This window comes from Novosphingobium sp. ES2-1 (assembly GCF_015169775.1).
GTDB classification, from domain to species: domain Bacteria; phylum Pseudomonadota; class Alphaproteobacteria; order Sphingomonadales; family Sphingomonadaceae; genus Novosphingobium; species Novosphingobium subterraneum.
Genome location: NZ_CP063446.1, coordinates 86769 through 103722, shown reverse-complemented (window position 1 = coordinate 103722; position 16954 = coordinate 86769). Strand labels below are relative to the sequence as shown.

19 protein-coding genes are annotated in these 16954 nt (G+C 63.0%); 14 read left to right on the top strand and 5 right to left on the bottom strand.

Annotated elements, in window-relative coordinates:
- Position 1: 1 nt before the first annotated feature.
- The 5 genes from IM701_RS15930 to IM701_RS22130 all read right to left on the bottom strand — a co-directional run bounded on the left by IM701_RS15930 (position 2) and on the right by IM701_RS22130 (position 4805).
- Positions 2 to 2182, bottom strand: coding sequence for a TonB-dependent receptor (locus IM701_RS15930; protein ID WP_193828730.1), 2181 nt, complete (start codon positions 2180 to 2182; stop codon positions 2 to 4).
- Positions 2183 to 2307: 125 nt separating this feature from the next.
- Positions 2308 to 3081 carry an SDR family NAD(P)-dependent oxidoreductase gene (locus IM701_RS15925; RefSeq protein WP_039335568.1) on the bottom strand — a complete coding sequence of 258 codons (774 nt, stop codon included), beginning with the start codon at positions 3079 to 3081 and terminating at the stop codon, positions 2308 to 2310.
- A 10-nt stretch (positions 3082 to 3091) separates the two neighbouring features.
- A complete protein-coding gene (locus IM701_RS22140) occupies positions 3092 to 3865 on the bottom strand; it encodes a carboxylesterase family protein (protein WP_255527851.1) in 774 nt (257 codons plus the stop codon).
- Entirely contained in the window at positions 3759 to 4577 is an 819-nt protein-coding gene (locus IM701_RS22135; RefSeq protein WP_255527844.1) for a carboxylesterase family protein, read from the bottom strand. The genes IM701_RS22140 and IM701_RS22135 overlap by 107 nt, the downstream gene beginning before the upstream one ends.
- Positions 4578 to 4682: 105 nt before the next feature.
- Complete coding sequence (locus IM701_RS22130; protein WP_255527843.1) at positions 4683 to 4805, bottom strand: hypothetical protein; 123 nt, start codon at positions 4803 to 4805, stop codon at positions 4683 to 4685.
- A gap of 297 nt (positions 4806 to 5102) precedes the next feature.
- On the opposite strand from IM701_RS22130, the gene hisD reads away from it, so the two are divergent.
- The 14 genes from hisD (at position 5103) to speD (ending at position 16945) form a co-directional block, all read left to right on the top strand.
- Positions 5103 to 6434 (top strand): histidinol dehydrogenase, encoded by a 1332-nt coding sequence (hisD, locus tag IM701_RS15915; RefSeq protein ID WP_039336698.1) that lies wholly within the window; start codon positions 5103 to 5105, stop codon positions 6432 to 6434.
- A 10-nt stretch (positions 6435 to 6444) separates the two neighbouring features.
- On the top strand, positions 6445 to 7203 hold the full coding sequence (locus tag IM701_RS15910; protein WP_193828729.1) for an SDR family NAD(P)-dependent oxidoreductase: 759 nt from the start codon (positions 6445 to 6447) through the stop codon (positions 7201 to 7203).
- Between the two features lie 9 nt (positions 7204 to 7212).
- Positions 7213 to 8364, top strand: a complete 1152-nt coding sequence (locus IM701_RS15905; protein WP_039336701.1) for a S9 family peptidase — start codon at positions 7213 to 7215, stop codon at positions 8362 to 8364.
- A gap of 41 nt (positions 8365 to 8405) precedes the next feature.
- Positions 8406 to 9050, top strand: coding sequence for an O-methyltransferase (locus IM701_RS15900; RefSeq protein ID WP_193828728.1), 645 nt, complete (start codon positions 8406 to 8408; stop codon positions 9048 to 9050).
- A gap of 10 nt (positions 9051 to 9060) precedes the next feature.
- Positions 9061 to 9351 (top strand): antibiotic biosynthesis monooxygenase, encoded by a 291-nt coding sequence (locus tag IM701_RS15895; protein WP_039334636.1) that lies wholly within the window; start codon positions 9061 to 9063, stop codon positions 9349 to 9351.
- A 161-nt stretch (positions 9352 to 9512) separates the two neighbouring features.
- Positions 9513 to 9950, top strand: coding sequence for a helix-turn-helix domain-containing protein (locus IM701_RS15890; RefSeq protein ID WP_039334635.1), 438 nt, complete (start codon positions 9513 to 9515; stop codon positions 9948 to 9950).
- A gap of 145 nt (positions 9951 to 10095) precedes the next feature.
- Positions 10096 to 11091 carry an SPFH domain-containing protein gene (locus tag IM701_RS15885; RefSeq protein WP_193828727.1) on the top strand — a complete coding sequence of 332 codons (996 nt, stop codon included), beginning with the start codon at positions 10096 to 10098 and terminating at the stop codon, positions 11089 to 11091.
- A gap of 33 nt (positions 11092 to 11124) precedes the next feature.
- Positions 11125 to 11784 carry a DUF4178 domain-containing protein gene (locus IM701_RS15880; protein WP_230487913.1) on the top strand — a complete coding sequence of 220 codons (660 nt, stop codon included), beginning with the start codon at positions 11125 to 11127 and terminating at the stop codon, positions 11782 to 11784.
- Positions 11781 to 13043, top strand: a complete 1263-nt coding sequence (locus IM701_RS15875; protein WP_193828725.1) for a DUF4178 domain-containing protein — start codon at positions 11781 to 11783, stop codon at positions 13041 to 13043. Before IM701_RS15880 ends, IM701_RS15875 begins: the two co-directional genes overlap by 4 nt.
- The gene (locus tag IM701_RS15870; protein ID WP_193828724.1) at positions 13040 to 13186 is read left to right on the top strand and encodes a hypothetical protein; all 147 of its coding nucleotides are present in this window, start codon (positions 13040 to 13042) and stop codon (positions 13184 to 13186) included. Before IM701_RS15875 ends, IM701_RS15870 begins: the two co-directional genes overlap by 4 nt.
- Positions 13187 to 13212: 26 nt before the next feature.
- Positions 13213 to 13422, top strand: coding sequence for a DUF350 domain-containing protein (locus tag IM701_RS15865; protein ID WP_039334627.1), 210 nt, complete (start codon positions 13213 to 13215; stop codon positions 13420 to 13422).
- Positions 13415 to 14965: a polyamine aminopropyltransferase gene (locus IM701_RS15860; RefSeq protein ID WP_193828723.1), complete on the top strand. Its 1551-nt coding sequence runs from the start codon at positions 13415 to 13417 to the stop codon at positions 14963 to 14965. Before IM701_RS15865 ends, IM701_RS15860 begins: the two co-directional genes overlap by 8 nt.
- Entirely contained in the window at positions 14955 to 16571 is a 1617-nt protein-coding gene (locus IM701_RS15855) for an FAD-dependent oxidoreductase (RefSeq protein WP_193828722.1), read from the top strand. The genes IM701_RS15860 and IM701_RS15855 overlap by 11 nt, the downstream gene beginning before the upstream one ends.
- On the top strand, positions 16571 to 16945 hold the full coding sequence (gene speD / locus IM701_RS15850; protein WP_193828721.1) for an adenosylmethionine decarboxylase: 375 nt from the start codon (positions 16571 to 16573) through the stop codon (positions 16943 to 16945). The genes IM701_RS15855 and speD overlap by 1 nt, the downstream gene beginning before the upstream one ends.
- Positions 16946 to 16954 lie beyond the last annotated feature (9 nt).

The window sequence follows — 16954 nt, the reverse complement described above, 5'->3', positions numbered from 1 at the left end:
TTCAGAACTTCATGCCAATACGGATACCGTAGCGTCTTGCATCGCCCATGATCCCGAGGTCCGATGCCGGGAGCCCTGCGAGCTGCAAAGTGGTGCGTTCGATGTAGCTTTCCCAATAGCCCTTGTTGAACAGGTTGCTGGCGAATGCAGAAACCTCGATCGGACCGGCGCGGTAGGTGGCCGATGCTCCGACCAGCCAATACCCGTCGAGCGTCGTCGGGGTGGTCTGGTTCAGGGTCGCGGCGAGGCGCTTGCCCTTGCCCGTCAGATTGGCGCCGAGAACGAACTGGTCCTTGCCGAGATCGATGGTGTAATCCGTCGCCAGATTGGCGGACCAGTCAGGTTGGAAGGTCAGGCGGTCCGAGGCGAGGCGCCGTCCGGTCGTCTGCGTGTAGGCCGAGGTGTCGGTAAGCCGCGCGTGCATCAGGGTAAGCCCGCCACGGATCGACCAAGCCGGCACCGGACGCACGAAACCTTCCAGTTCAAGGCCGTAGCTTTCGACGTTGCCAGTGTTGAGATCCGCCGTGACAAGCCCGCCACCGGCCGCCGGCGCAATCGAATTGAGGCCGATGTAATCCTTGTAATCGTTGTAGAATACCGCCCCGGACATACCGCTGCTGCCATCGGCCGCAGCATATTTGGCACCAAGTTCGTAAGTCCAGGCGCTGTCGCCGCGATACGTGCGGGTGGGAGCCGTGGGCGCATTGAAGCCGCCGCCGCGATAGCCGCGCGCGACCGATGCATAAGTCATCAGCGAAGACGACCAGTTGCGCTTGACCGTCAGCTTGGGCTGCCATTCGTCGGACTTGATGCGCGCTGCGGGCAACGCGCCGCCTGTCGAACCAAGCGGGCCGAGCACTGTGATTATCGACCCATTGGCGACACGATTTTCATGATCATAGCGCAGGCCCAGTGCGACTTCCCAGTCGCTGTTCGGCTTCCAGAACACCGTGCCGAAAGCCGCGTACGTGTCCGCTCGCGTCGAGTTGATCGTGTTCCGGACCACCGCAAATGGGAGGCGCGTGATGGCCGGGAACAGCGTCGTCGCGTCAACACCGTCAGCTTCTTCGCGGCTGTAAAACACGCCAACCAATGTCGAAAGGGTCAAGGAGATGTCGCTGTCGAGGCGCATTTCCACCGTCTTGGTGCGCAGTTCGTCGCCGCCCTTCGCCCGCGCGAAGTCGCCCGGGCCGAAGTCCACATCACTTTCGACGTTGGTTGCCGAACGCGCATCCCACGCGCCGATCAGGGTCAGTCTGCTTGACAACGCGTCGATTGGCACCGCAAGCTTGGCGTTCACGCCGCGGTACTTGTACTTGACCTGGTTGAGTGTGTTGAAGGTCAGATCGCGCGAGTAGGCCTGCGGTCCGCTGACGCGCGAGTAGGGAATGTTGACCGAGTCAATCCAGTCGTAATAGCCGTTCACGGTCAATTCGGCGACGCCCGGTGTAAACCGCAGCGTTGCGTTGACGGAGTCACTGTTGAGCGGGTTGCCATCCTTCTTGAGCAGCGTGTTGCGGGCAAACCTGTCCTGCTGCTGGTGCGATGCGGCAATGCGGACCGAGAGCAGATCTCGGAGCAGGGGTGACGATACCGAGCCGGCTGCGATGAACTGGTTGTCGGGCCCGGCATAGCTGGCGCTCGCCCGCACCGAGAGGTCATTGCCCGGCTGTCGGGTGATCACGTTGATCGCGCCGCCCAAGGTGTTCTTGCCGTAGAGCGTTCCCTGCGGTCCGCGCAGTACTTCGATGCGCTCGACGTCGACCAGGGGATTGTTGAGGTACGCGGTGTTGGGCCGATAGATGCCGTCGACGAACAGACCGACACCGGGCTGGACCGACTGGACAAGGGTGACACCAACGCCACGAATGGCCACGAACGCACGCCCCGCGCCGTCGCTGTTGATATTGAGACCGGGCGAAAGAACCGCTGCTTCGCGAACCGAGTTAAGCCCGCGCTCAGCCAGAACATCGCCCGTGATTGCCGTGACGGCAGCCGGGACGTCCTTGATCGTCTCTGCCCGCTTGCGGGCAGTGACCACAATCGAGGCATCGGCTGCGATTTCAGCCGAACCTTCGCCAGCGGCAGTCCCTGCAACTTGCGTCTGCCCATGTGCCTGCACCGGGCCAAGTGCCGAAACGGCTGCGGTACCTGCAAGAATGGCGTAGCGAAGTAAAAGCATGTCGAGGTCCTCTGCCTGTCCTGTCTCTTTTCTCTGCGACCTGTATGACAGCCTTCAGACCTATATGAAAGGTTTTCGGACTGTGCCGATCGTCAGACAGGCTTTGCACGACGACGCCATGGCGCTCACCAGCAGGTATAGCCCCCATCGGCGATGACGATGCTTCCAGTCAGCAAAGAGGCCATGTCGGAAGCAAGAAACAGCACGACTGCCGCTACTTCCGCAGGTTCGCCCAAGCGCCCTTGGGGAGTGCCGTCGATCCAGCGGCGGTACATTTCCCCGGACTTGTCGGCAAAAGCGTTGAGCGGCGTTGCTATGTAGGTCGGAGCAACGGCGTTCACGCGCACGCCCCGGTTCGCCCATTCTGCCGCCAGGCTGCGCGTGAGCTGGTGCACGGCAGCCTTCGATGCATTGTAATAGCTTTGCGGCTGCGGGCGATTGACGATGAACCCGCTCATCGACCCGACGTTGACGATGCTGCCGCAACCTGCATCGAGCATGTGCCGGCCGAAAGCCCGGGCGCACCAGAAGCTCCCGTTGAGATTCACATCGAGCACGTTCAACCAGTGCTCGTCGGCAACATCCTCGGCAGGCGTGTCGCTCCGCGCGATACCGGCATTGTTCACAAGAACGTCGATGCGCCCTTCGCGCGCAAGCATGGCATCTGCTGCCTGCTGCACGGCAAGCGAGTTGGTCACGTCCAACTCGCAACCTGTCGCTTCGATACCCACCTCGCGCAATGCATCAAGACCTTGCTGCAGCCTCTGGCGATCCAGATCCGCAATCGTCACACGAGCCCCGGCTTCACCCAGCGCATGCGCGCTGGCAAGACCAATGCCCTGTGCACCGCCCGTAACAAAGGCGGTTCGGCCATCCAGCCGCAGCTTTTCAAGGTACATGCGATCTCTCTCAATCTCGAAGGAAATGCGCTGCCGCCATCGGTGGTTCGACGTTCGTGTCTCCCGCTGCCAACTGATAGACCAACCGGTCCCCGTTCCAGTGGCGCCAAGGCACAGTCCCATCAGTCGCAAAGTTCACCCAGATCGAATGAATCCTGTCGGCAAGTTCGCTCGGTGGCGCTTCGCCAACCAGGCCTGCAGGTCCTGTCGCGATATCGAGGGTCTTGAACACGAAGGGAAGTTCGATCCCATGACAGGCGCCAAGTTCGCCGCTGCAAGCGGGCGAGCGCCATTCCATCTCGTACATGTGGGTTCGACCACGATGGGCGGACGCATACTGACGCGCAGGCCAACGAAAGACGAGGTCCGACATCGCGCGAGTCATCGCGACACCGGGCCGCACTCCTTTCTGCCCCCATCCGTAGGCCTTGAGCGCCCGGCGGGCATTCGGCAGCGACCGCGAGAGCAACCACCACGCCAGCGGGCCGGGGATCTTGTCGCGCACCGCGGTTGGCACAAAATAGAGGTTCATCTCCTCGGCGTTCGTGCCGATCATGATCTCGATTTCTGCGCCGGCTCCCTGCCGCAAAGCTTCGATCGGCTTCAGCGGGAGCACATCGTCGCCCCAGACCGGAATGAAGCGACTGATGCCGAAGACCGGCTCGAAGCCGTCACCGTCACGCAGGTCGATGGATGCCGGCTTGGCGACCTTTTCCAGCGCAGCCATTGCGGAAACGTGCGAAACACTGCGAAAGCCATCTGCATCGGGTGAGACCCCCAGCAATCGAGCGAGCTTGCGCACGAGTCGTTGTGCAACCGGGATATCCCGGACCATCGCGCCATGCCCGCTCTGAATGAATCGCGCGCCTGAACAGGCCTTTTGCCAGAGGCGACGTTACCAGGTTCGCAATTGCCATTGCCCCGGCACTTTCGCCAAATGCGGTCACGTTCGAAGGGTCGCCACCAAAGGCAGCAATGTTGTTCTTCACCCAACGCAACGCGAACAGCATGTCGCGCAGCCCAAGATTGGTCGGTGCGCCGGGGACTGGAAGGAACCCGTCAATGCCCATGCGGTAGTTTATCGCGACGCAAATGACACCCGATTGAGCGAATGCGGTGCCGTCACTGATCGGAGCATCCTTGCTGCCGACGACAAAGCCGCCGCCATGGACCCAGAACATCACCGGTGCATCCTTGGCGTTTTCAGGTGCCCAGAGGTTCAGACGCAGGTAATCGCCGTCACTGCCGTCGCTGCCGGTCCCTACCAGCGGCACGACATCAAGGTTCGGGAACGGACGCACCGTGTGAGGGGCTGTCGGTCCGCGCTCGCTGGCATCGCGCACCTGGGTCCAGCCTGCCGGATATGTCGGTAATTCGAAACGGGTTGGCGGAGCAGCATATGGCAGACCCAGATAAGTCGCTACGCCATCATTGATGCGTCCCCGAACCGGTCCGGACTTGGTCATGACGACAGGTGTGTAAGTCTTGCTGGTCATCGCGGCATTGTGCGTCTTGCAGGCGACGGACTCCACCGGTTTCGGTGTGCCGATCGACAGAAGGGTTATGCCATTACCGAAGCGAGACTGCCGGACAAATCGGGCCTACTTTCGCACCCGCAGGTCCATAAAGGTCAACCGCATGAAGAAGTGAGCCAGCTGGACGGCGGCATGAACGCCCGGCACACGACGAATGATGGCGCGCAGACAGAACACGATCGTCGCCACGACCACCGGCTACTTCGAACCCAGGCGAACCGATATCCCCCCACCAGAATTCCGGGAATATTCGCCGGTACCGTCGACCTTTGCAATCTTCCGGTGCCGAAGCATCGGGGACCAGCACCAGTAGGAACTGCGATCCTGCCGCCTGCACCGAGTCGATGTAATGGGCATCGGCCGGAACTCATAAGCAGTCCCGAAGCAAAGGCGTTGGATCGATATGATGGCATCGAAAGAATGCGATGGTGTGGGTCTGGCGGGTCCTGCAGTTGGTGCGCGTTGGAAGCACTTGAGGGGAGATTCATGGCCATATGGCTGAAGCGCGGCGCTGCTGCGGAGAGCAAGGCGGAGGCGGATCGCAAGGTTCGTGACGTTGTCGAGGCGGCGCTGGCGGACATCGAGAAGCGTGGTGATGCTGCGGTTCGCGAGATGAGCGTGAAGTTCGATGGCTGGGACCGTGACGACTATCGCCTGAGCCAGGCGGAGATCGATGCGGCGGTGGACAGCCTGTCGCCGCAGGAGCGCAAGGACATCGAGTTTGCGCAGGCCCAGGTGCGCAATTTCGCGCAGATCCAGCGCGAGAGCATGAAGGACGTCGAGGTCGAGACGATGCCTGGCGTCGTGCTTGGCCACAGAAACGTCCCGATCCAGGCGGCCGGCTGCTATGTGCCGGGCGGCAAGTATCCGCTGCTGGCCTCGGCGCACATGTCGGTGATCACGGCCAAGGTGGCCGGCGTCCCGCGCGTCGTGACCTGCGCGCCTCCGTTCCAGGGCAAGCCCGCGCGCGCCATCGTTGCAGCGCAGGCCCTGGCCGGGGCGGACACCATCTATGCGCTGGGCGGCATCCAGGCGATCGGGGCCATGGCCATCGGCACCGAGACGATCGACCCGGTCGACATCCTTGTCGGGCCCGGCAACGCTTTCGTCGCCGAAGCCAAGCGCCAGCTGTTCGGCCGCGTCGGCATCGACCTCTTCGCCGGCCCGACCGAGACCCTGATCATTGCCGACGAGATCGGCTGCGATCCGGAGATGGCCGCGACCGACATTCTCGGCCAGATCGAGCACGGACCGGACAGCCCCGGCGTGCTGCTGACCAATTCGGAGAGCTTTGCGCGGGCGACGATGGCCGAGATCGACCGTCTGCTCGAGATCCTGCCGACCGCCGATCACGCGCGCAAGGCGTGGGAAGCGTTCGGTGAAGTCATCGTCGCCGACAGTTACGAGATGATGGTGCGCATTGCCGACGACATCGCCAGCGAGCACGTGCAGGTGATGACCGCCGACCCTGACTACTTCCTGCAGAACATGACCAACTACGGCGCGCTGTTCCTGGGCAATCGCACCAACGTCTCGTTCGGCGACAAGGTCATCGGCACCAACCACACCCTGCCCACGAAGAAGGCCGCGCGCTATACCGGTGGCCTGTGGGTGGGCAAGTTCCTCAAGACCTGCACCTACCAGAAGGTCCTGACCGACGAGGCTTCGGCGCTGGTGGGCGAATACTGCAGCCGCCTCTGCGCGCTGGAAGGCTTTGCCGGCCACGGCGAGCAGGCCAACATCCGCGTGCGCCGCTTCGGCGGGCGCGATGTGCCTTACGCCGGGCAGGCCGCGCCGAGTGAACTGACCAAAGCATGAGGGGCGTGGCATGACTCCCCTGCCCCGCACCCCCTCGCTGCGTCTTGATGGCAAGCGGGCGGTCGTGACAGGCGCAGGGCGAGGCATCGGTCTGGCCGCCGCCGCTGCCCTTGCCCAGGCGGGCGCGGCGGTCACTCTCGTCGCCCGCTCGTCCGGCGAGATCGCGCAAGCGGCAGCCGCGATCGGCAACGGCGCGCAAGGCGCCACGCTCGACGTCGCCGACCTCGACGCCGTGGCTGCGTTCTTTGCCGAGCGCGAGCCGTTTCACGTGCTGGTCAACAACGCCGGCACCAACCGGCCCATGCCGATGTGGGACGTCGGCCCGGCGGACTACGATGCCGTCCTGGGCCTCAACCTGCGCGCGGCCTTCTTTGTCGCGCAGGCCTGCGCCCGCCGGATGATCGAGACCGGCACGCCAGGCTCCCTCATCCACATGGGCTCGCAGATGGGCCATGTCGGCGGACCCAACCGCTCGCTCTATTGCGCAAGCAAATGGGCGATCGAAGGCATGAACAAGTCCTTTGCGCTCGACCTGGCGCAGCATGGCATCCGATCGAACACGATCGCGCCGACCTTCATCGAAACCCCGCTGACCGAGCCGATGTTCGCCGACCCGGCCTTCCGGGCCAGCGTGCTGGCCAGGATCAAGCTGGGACGGATCGGCAAGGTCGAGGACCTGATGGGCGCCGTGCTGTTCCTTGCAACCGACGCCTCCGCGCTGATGACCGGAACCAGCCTCGTCGTCGATGGCGGCTGGACCGCAGAATAGGATTGCACGATGTTCGAACCCTTTCCCGGTAACTATGTCTGGAACCTGGGCATCAACCTTGCCCTGATCGCAGGCGGCAACCACGGCGAACTGGACGAGGTCTGCCGGCCCGTCCGGGAGGCGGCAAAGGCCGGCGCCGATGCCGGGTCCGCACAACTGTTCGACAGCTGGATTGCCGTGGCCGATCAGGTGACCCGCAATGCCGAACGCGACGAGGCCGATGGCTATCTCCTCTCGGCCGGCGCCAAGTACCTGCGCGCTTCGGGATACTACCTCGGGGCCGAGCGCCTGCAGAGCCGCGACTACGCGCCGCGCTGGGCGGCCTATGACAAGGGCCTCGAACTCTACCACAAGGGCAGCGCGCTTAGCGGCCTCCATGTCGAGAAGGTGGAGATCCCCTACGAGGGAGCGAGCTATCCGGCGATCTTCGTCCACGATGGCAGCGGCACGCCGCGGCCCACGCTGGTCTCGGTCAATGGCCTCGATTCCATGAAGGAGCAGGTGTGCATGGCAGGCCATGGCGCGGTGAACCTGGCCCGCGGCATGAACACGCTCTTCCTCGACCAGCCCGGCACCGGCGAAGCGATCCGCAAGCGCAATCTCCCCGCCGTCCACGACGCCGAACGCTGGGGCAGCCCGGCCTTCGACTATCTCCTGACGCGCAGCGATGTGATTCACTCGAAGATCGGCATCTTCGGCCTGTCCTTCGGTGGCTACCACGCCCCGCGCATCGCCGCGAACGATCCCCGTTACGCACTGTGTGCCGTCATGGGCGCAAACCACGTCTGGGGCCAGCGCCAGCGCGAACGCGTCGCCAACGAGGGCGAGAACCCCGTCCCGCACTACTGGGACCACGTCATGTGGGTCTTCGGCATCGACGATCGCGAGGCCTTCCTCGCCTACGCCGACCAGATCACCCTCGACGGACAGGTCGACAAGATCCGCGTGCCATTCCTCGTCACCCACGGCGAAAACGACCGCCAGATCCCCGTCTACAACGCCCGCATGAGCTACGATCAGGCCACCAACAGCCCAAAACGCTCCCTGCGCATCTTCACAAAGGCCGACTTCGAAGTCGAACACTGCGGCGCCGACAACGGCACCGCCATGCGCGACTACATCGCAGACTGGTGCGCCCAAACATTCAACGAAATGGTGTAGACTGGATCTGACGAACGCCCCGGTTGCAAAGGAGAATGCGCATGATCTTCGCCGATCCCCGCGTGGCTCGCGTGTTCGACCGCTACCGCGACCGCGCAAGAGACGATGGGGATCGCATGAAGACGCTCGGCCTCGCCGGGTTTGCCGTCCGTGACGAATTCCTGTTACCCGTAGGCGAGGATGTCGGACGTTTCATGCATTCGCTAATCCTCGCACGCCGCCCGGCACGCATACTCGAACTCGGCACCAGCTACGGATATTCGACGCTGTTCCTTGCAGATGCCGCAGCGCAGATCGGTGCGCTTGTCGTGACCTGCGAATTGGCCGACTACAAACAGACTTACGCCCGCGAACAACTGGCAGAGGCAGGACTGAATCACTTCGTCGAATTTCGGTGCGGTGACGCTCTGGATTGTCTTCAAGACGATGAGGGGCTTTGGGACTTTGTGCTTCTCGACATCTGGAAAGAGCTCTATTTGCCTTGTTTCGAGGCATTCTATCCTAAACTGAGCGATGAAGGCATTATTGTTTCCGACAACATGATCGAACCCGAATTCGATCGTCCTAGTGTTCGCCAGTATCGTAACGCAGTCCGCTGCAAGCCCGATCTGCAATCCGTGCTGCTGCCCATCGGCAGCGGAATCGATCTGACCGTGCGCTGGAGCGCCGACAATCCGAAGCTTTGAAAGACCATCGATGATTCACGAAATCGCTGCGCTCACCATTGATCCCGCCCGCATGGACGAATTCGAAGCCGCGGTGGCACAGGCCCGTCCGCATTTCGAACAGGCGAGGGGATTTGTATCGTTCGCGTTGCAGAGGGTGATCGAGGAACCGGGAACCTATCGCCTGGTCGTGGGCTGGACCAGCGTGGAAGCCCACATGGTCGACTTCCGGGAAAGCCAGGGCTTCCAGGAATGGCGAGCCTTGGCTGGTCCATTTTTCACGGCCCCGCCTTGCGTCGTGCATGTCGAGAACGTGATCTGACGCCGCTCGGCCGCATGATCATCTTCCTCGGTTGTTTGTTCCCGAGTTGCAGTCAGTTCCGCCCTGACCGACCACTTCCCGCTTATTGATCTTCTCGAACTGCGGCATAAGGTGCGGAAGATCAGGGCGGGGGGCGGCACTCCTTTGTGCCGAAGATAAGCATGGCGCACGACATTAGCGGGACATTCGAACGGCCTGCGCTTGCCTCTCTGGCTGACGAAATGGAGCGCCACGGGACAAGTCGCGATGCCCCCGTGCGCGAAATCATGGCGCTCCTCGGTGACCGGTGGTCGACTCTGATACTTCTGGTGCTTGCTACCGGAGAGCTTCGCCACGCCGAACTGCGGCGCCTGCTTGCCAGGCTCTCAGCCGAACGCGCCATTTCCCAGCGCATCCTCACCATGAAGCTCCGCACATTGGAACGGGATGGCTTTGTCACGCGCAGGATCAGCGGCGATGTGCCACCGAAGGTAAGCTACAACCTCACCCATCTGGGGGAGTCCTTGCACGTTCAGACGCGCGGCTTGATCAACTGGATCAACGCCCACCAGGACCTCATCCGCGCTTCCCGCGCGGCGTTTGACAGTGAGGAAGAGTAGCCCCCTCCATCAACGCAAGGAATTGTTCATCCGCCACGGGACTTTGCGGTCCCGACGAAGTCCGGGTCGACGCGCTCTCTTGCCTGGCCGCTCCGAAAAGTTAGGCTGCAGCAAGCAGTGCGCGGCTTTCGGGAAGGCATCCGTGATGTTTGATTTTATTCGCAAGCAGTTTGTCGATGTCATCGAGTGGCTGGAGCAGCCCGGCGAACTGGCTTGGCGCGTGCCCTTTGCCGATCGCGAAATCCAGCACGGCGCCCAGTTGACGGTGCGCGAAGGACAGATCGCGGCATTAGTCAATGAAGGCCGCATCGCAGATTACTTTGGACCGGGCCTGCATACGCTCGAAACCGCCAACCTGCCCCTGTTGTCCAACCTGATGAACTGGGACAAGGCTTTCAAATCGCCATTCAAGTCGGACGTGGTATTCCTCTCGCTGAAGGAGCAGCATGGCCTGAAGTGGGGAACTGCCCAGCCAGTTACAGTGCGCGATGCTGAATTCGGCGCGCTGCGCCTGCGTGCATTCGGCTCATATTCCTTCCGCGTAAGCGAAGTCGCGCCATTCGTCTCGCGCGTGATGGGGACGCTGGCCGGCATCTCGGTGCCCTCGCTCGAACCGCAATTGCGTGCCGCGATCCAGACCGCGATAGCCACTGCCCTTGGCGGCAGTGGCATTGCCTTCCTCGATCTGGCGGCAAACCAGCAGGCGCTTTCTGACCGGATCAAGCTCGAGGTCGACAAGGCCTTTGCGCAGTGGGGGCTGACCTGCCTTTCGTTCTACGTCGAAAGCGTGTCGCTGCCCGATGAAGTCCAGGCCCATCTGGATAAGGCCAGTTCGATGCGAGTGCTTGGCGATCTCGGAAATTACACTCGTTTCCAGGCGGCAGAAGCAATCGAGGATGCTGCAAACCAGGATGGCGGCGGGGTGGCCGGTATCGGCGCCGGGGTTGCTGCTGCAACGGCATTGGGCGGCGCGATGGCCCAGGGACTTGGCCAGGCAACGATCCCCGCAACTGCTCCCGCTGTCACCCAAGAAGATCCCCTCGCGATGATCGAGAAACTCCACAGGCTGGTAACGCTGGGCGCATTGAGCCAGCAGGAGTTCGATGCCAAGAAGGCCGAGCTGCTCGCGCGAATCCGCTGATTGCGCGTTCGCATTGGGGGGAAGCGGGACGTGATGAATTGCCCTTCGTGCGGAGCGCAGGTGCCGGTGCGAGGCCCGTTCCTTCCCTATGCGACGTGCCCCTACTGCCAGACACTGATCCTGCGCCACGGGCTCGATATCGAGGATGTGGGCAAGGTTGCAGTCCTGCCATTCGATGTTTCACCGATCCAGCTTGGCACCACGCTGGTGGCCGAGGGACGCAGCTTGGTCGTGGTCGGCCGGGTGCGCTGGGCCTGGGCCGGGGGCTCGTGGAACGAATGGCTGGCCATGGCCGAAAGTGGCGCGCAGTTCTGGCTGGCCGAGGCAGCTGGCATGTTCATGCTGACAGCCGAGTGGCCACAACTGCTCGACCGCGCGGACGTCCGCGCCTTTGCGGAAGGCGGCACAATAACGCCGGGAGACGTGCTCGAGGTTGATGGACGCCAGTTGTTTGCAAGTGACATCAAGCAGGTCGAATGCCTTGGCAGCGAGGGTGATCTGCCTATCCCCACGCAGATCGGCACGAAGATGACCAGCGTGGACTTCCGCTCCGCCAGCGGCGAAGTCCTTTCCCTTCAGCGCGATGAGCGCGCGACAACGGCGTGGTTTGGCGATAGCTGGGACCTGATCAGCCTCAAGCCCGGAAACCTGCGTCAGATCGAGGGCTGGACTGTGCCCGGAGAATTGCGGTGACTGCTGGCTCTGCAGGCGCCAAAGCGGTCACTTGCCCGGCCTGCGGCGGGACGATCGAAGTGCGGGCGGCGGGATTTACGGTCAACCTTGCCTGCCAGCATTGCGGATCGCTGCTCGATGTATCGCGGCCGGAAGTGGCGCTGATCCGCAAGTACAAGCGCGCCAATGAGAATTTTGCCTTGGAACTGGGCAAGCGCGGCACGCTGTTCGGGCAGGAATGGGAGGTCGTCGGCGCGCTGCGCCGCAAGGACCAGATCACCATCTGGCAGGAGTTCCTGCTGTTCAACCCGTACCTCGGCTATCGCTGGCTGGTGGCCTGCGATGGCGAATGGCAATTCGGCACGATGCTGGCGGATCGGCCTCAAGGCCCCCGTGACAGGGTCTACTGGCGGAGTACGCCATTCACGCGCATGGGCCGGGACCAGACGACCTCGACTACCGCGGTGGCGGGGGAATTCTACTGGCGCGTGAAGGCAGGCGATACGGCAACCGCCACGCTGTTCCAGTCGGGCCAGACCATGCTCTCGCGTGAGGTTTCGGAAGGTGAGGAGAACTGGACACAGCTTGTGCCGGTGCCCGAAGCCGATGTCGAAGCCGCCTTCGGCCTCAGGCGTCGCAGTCTGCCGAGGCGCAAGGCAGCGAGAGGGCCGATGCTGTTCCGGCCCGCGATCGGCATGGAGCAGGACGACCTTGGCAACATGTTCAAGCTCGCACTGGCTGTCTCGATCATCGCCGCGATCGCAATGGCTGTACTCGCCGGGCCGAGCACCAGGACAAGTGCGATGGTTCAGGTTGCGGTCGGCGGGCAGATCGCCCCGGTCAAGGTCGGCACGATCACTGTGCGCAGGCCATGGCAGTTCGTTACCATCGAAGCGGACACCAACCAGTTCGAAAACCGCTGGGTCGATCTCGAATACAACCTGGTCGATCGTTCAAGCGAGCAGTCGATCGATGCGTTCGGTCTGGTCGAGCACTATGCGGGCACCGATTCCGATGGTGCGTGGAGCGAAGGCAGCCATCATGGCGACACCATGTTTGGCCACGTGCCGCGCGGCACCTACGACGTCTACGTCAGCGGTTCTGCGCATGGCTGGCCGGTCGACCCTGGAATCAACGACGCCTGGCGCTCGGTCGAGACGATCAATGTCTGGGTGGAAGCAGAGACCGGCGCAATGTCGTGGGGAATGTGGTGGACATTGGTCATTGCCCTGTTCGCCTGGCCGGTCACCATCCTGTGGTGGAGGTTCCGCGACAAATGACCAGACGCCTGATCCTGTTCGCGCTGTGGAGCCTTGCGCTGCTGGCAGCGGCGCTGTTCGCCGCCTTCAACGCCTATTCGTTCTACAGCGACGAGGAAGACCGCCCCGTCGCATCGGGCTACACCGGCCCATCGCACAAATGATCACCGGATCCTGAAAGGAGCCTGCCATGCTCACCGCAAACGTCTTCCTTGCCACGATGCTCTATGCCGGACTGGGGATCGTCATCTTCATCGTCAGTTTCGTATTGGTCGACAAGCTGACCCCGGGCGAGTTGTGGCGCGAGATCATCGAGCGCAAGAACCTGGCCGTGGCGCTGCTCGCCGGAGCCGTTGCCATCGGCATATCCAATATCATCGCCGCCGCCGTGCATGGATGAAGCACCGCTTGCCGTCAGCAACGCCGGGCGGGATGCAGCGCCGGCTTCGCTTGCGGTCATCCTGCTGGTTTCGGTCCTAGTCGTTGCCACCTGCGGCCTGATCTACGAACTGCTGGCGGGCACTCTGGCAAGCTATCTGCTCGGCGACAGCGTTACCCAGTTCTCCACCGTCATCGGGACGTACCTGTTTGCCATGGGCGTCGGCAGCTGGCTTTCGCGCCATGTGCGTTCGGGCGAGATGGCGGTGTTCGTCCGGGTGGAAATCCTCATTGCAGCGCTGGGGGGATGGTCTGCGGCCGGTCTGTTCCTGCTGTTCCCGCTGGTGGGAGACTTTCGGGTTGCGCTCTACGCCCTGGTGATGACCATCGGCGTGCTGGTCGGGCTGGAAATCCCGCTGCTGATCCGCATCCTGCGCCACCGGTTCGCCTTCCGCGAACTTGTCTCAAACGTGCTGACGTATGATTATGTCGGTGCGCTGATCGCCTCGTTATTGTTCCCTCTGGTGCTGGTGCCCAAACTGGGCATGATCCGTACCGGCTTCGTTTTCGGCCTTGCCAACGTGGCCGTAGCGATCGCCTTGCTGATCGCCCTGCGCCGCCAGGAACGCATCTGGCGCGACATGATCGCGGCGGTGCTGGTCTCCGCCTCGCTGCTTGGTGGTCTTGCCTTTGCCGACCGGCTGCAGCGCTGGAGCGAAGTTGCGTTCTACAACGAGCCCGTGGTCTATGCCCGCTCCACGCCCTACCAACGCATCGTGCTTACGCGGCAGGACGGTGATCTGCGGCTTTATCTCAACGGCAATCTGCAGTTCTCCACGCGCGACGAATATCGCTATCACGAAGCATTGGTGTGGCCGGTGCTGGGCCGGGTCGCTGCGCCTCGGCAGGTGCTGATACTCGGCGGCGGCGATGGCCTTGCCGCCCGCGAGGTGCTTCGTGACGGCCGCGTAGGGCATGTTACGCTGGTCGATCTCGATCCCGAGATGACCCGCCTCTTCCGCGATACGCCGCAACTGGCGCAGCTCAATGCCGGAGCGCTTGCCTCCCCTCGGCTCACGATGGTGAATGCCGATGCCTTTCGCTGGGTGCGCGAACAACGGCGCCAGTTCGACGCGATCATCGTCGATTTTCCCGATCCCACCGAATTTTCGCTGGGCAAGCTCTATACCGAGACATTCTACCGCCAAGTCGCTCGCCTCCTCGCCAAGGGTGGCGTGATGACGGTGCAGAGCACCTCCCCGCTCATTGCTCCGCGCTCCTATTGGACCGTCGCCAGCACGCTGGAGGCCGCCGGGCTCACCGTGCGCGGTTATCATGCCTATGTGCCGAGCTTTGGCGAATGGGGCTTCACCATGGCTGCCCACGTCTTCCCGTCCGATGCGGTGCAACTGCCGAAAGACCTCCGATTCCTTACCCCCGCCAGCGAACGCGCAATGTTCGATTTTCCGCCCGATATGGCCCGTCGCCCAGCGCCCGTGAACAGGCTCGACAACCAGGCCCTGGTGCGCAGCTTCGCCGCGGAGTGGGGCCGCTATGAAAGCTGAGTCAACCCGGCGGCAGGTGCTTGCTGGCGCAGCGGTCGGAGCGGGGGCGACGGCGCTGCTCGGGGGATGCAGCCAGCCAGCGCTGCCCGGCACCCTGTCCGGCACCGATTGGCAGCGGGGCCACCTGATCCGGGAAGGCCGGTTTCCGGCACCATCAGGCCCGGTTGAGGAAATCGACATCCTGATTGCGGGCGGCGGTGTCGCAGGCCTTGCCGCCGGCTGGCGCCTGGCCGAAGCCGGCTTTACCCGCTTTGCCCTGTTTGAACTTGAAGACGCGCCCGGCGGCAACGGGCGATCGGATCGCAACGCCATCAGCGCCTATCCGCTTGGCGCGCACTACCTGCCGGTGCCAAACCGTGAAGCACGCGCCCTGCGGCACATGCTGAGAGGCTTCGGCATGATAACGGGCGAAGCGAACGGCGCGCCGGTCTATGATCCGCTGCAGCTTTGCGCCGACCTTGAGGAGCGATTGCTATGGCGCGGCAAATGGCAGGAAGGTCTTGTCCCTCAGACCGCGCTTTCGAATGACGATTACGCCCAGCAGGCGAGGTTCACGTCTGCGATGTCGGGGTTTCGTGAAGCCATCGGGCGGGATGGCAGGCCCGCATTCGCATCACCCATGGCGCTTTCTAGTACGGATGAGCGATACCGCTCGCTCGACCGGCAAAGCTTCGCGCGATGGCTTGATGCACAGGGCTATACTTCCGTCCCATTGCGCGCCCACCTGCGTTATTGCTGCAGGGATGACTATGGCTCGGAGCCCGAGAACGTCTCGGCCTGGGCGGGCATCCACTATTTTGCCGGGCGTCGTGGCTGGGCAGCGGGCACCGACGGTGACCGCGAACTGACCTGGCCAGAGGGCAATGGCCGACTGGTCCGGGCGATGGCTGACAGGATCGCGCCACATCTGCGCCTGGCGCGGTCGTTGATCCGGGTCGAAACAGACGGATCAGGGGTACTCGCCCATGTCTTCGATCATCGCGCCAGCGCCACACGCATCGTTCGCGCCCGCGCCGCCGTCCTCGCGATGCCCCACTTCGTCGCCCAAAGAATAGCGCCGCAACACACGGCCAGCGGTCACTTCACCTATGCGCCGTGGGTCGTGGCGAATGTCACGGTCAGCCGCCCGCCGCGTGGCAAGGGCGCACCATTGGCGTGGGACAATGTCTCTGCAGCGAGCGAAAGCCTCGGTTATGTCGTTGCCACGCACCAGACCTCTTCGGCGGATGGCGGTCCGACCGTACTGACCTGGTATCTCCCGCTCAGCCGTGAAACGCCGAGCCAGGCCCGCAAGATTTTCATGACCCGCACGTTGCAAGCCTGGCAGCGCATCGTGCAGGATGATCTTCTGGCGATGAACCCCGATCTTTCGGGCGCGATCGAGCGGATTGATGTGTGGCGCTGGGGCCATGCCATGGTGCGGCCCGAGCCGGGCTTTCTGTCGGATCCAGCCAGGATGGCGGCGCAGCGCGGGGCACCCCCGCTGTGGTTTGCCCACTCCGACCTTTCGGGCCTTTCCCTGTTCGAGGAAGCGCACTATCGCGGCGTGATTGCCGCCGAGAGCGCTCTTGCCCATCTTGCGCATCCGTTCGAAAGTCTCGCCTGATGGTTCATCTTCCCGGCACGAGTGTCCATCTCATCGCCGATCTTGATGGATGCTGCAGGCTTGATGATGCCGTGCATGTGGAACAGGTCCTGCGCATGGCTGCTAGCGCGGCCAAGGCGCACGTCGTCGGCGTGCATCTGCACCATTTCGGTGAAGCCATGGGATTGACCGCGGTGGCCATGCTGGCGGAATCGCACATATCGATCCATACCTGGCCGGAGACCGGAGTAGCGGCGGTAGACCTGTTTGTCTGTGGCAACAACGCCGATGCTACGGCTGGCTTGGCGGTAATTGCCTCCATGCTCGGTGGCAGGATTGCGCGGCAGCATTCGCTGCAGCGTCTCGGGACTGACAAACCCTGCCACTTGCCCTAAGGGCGCGGC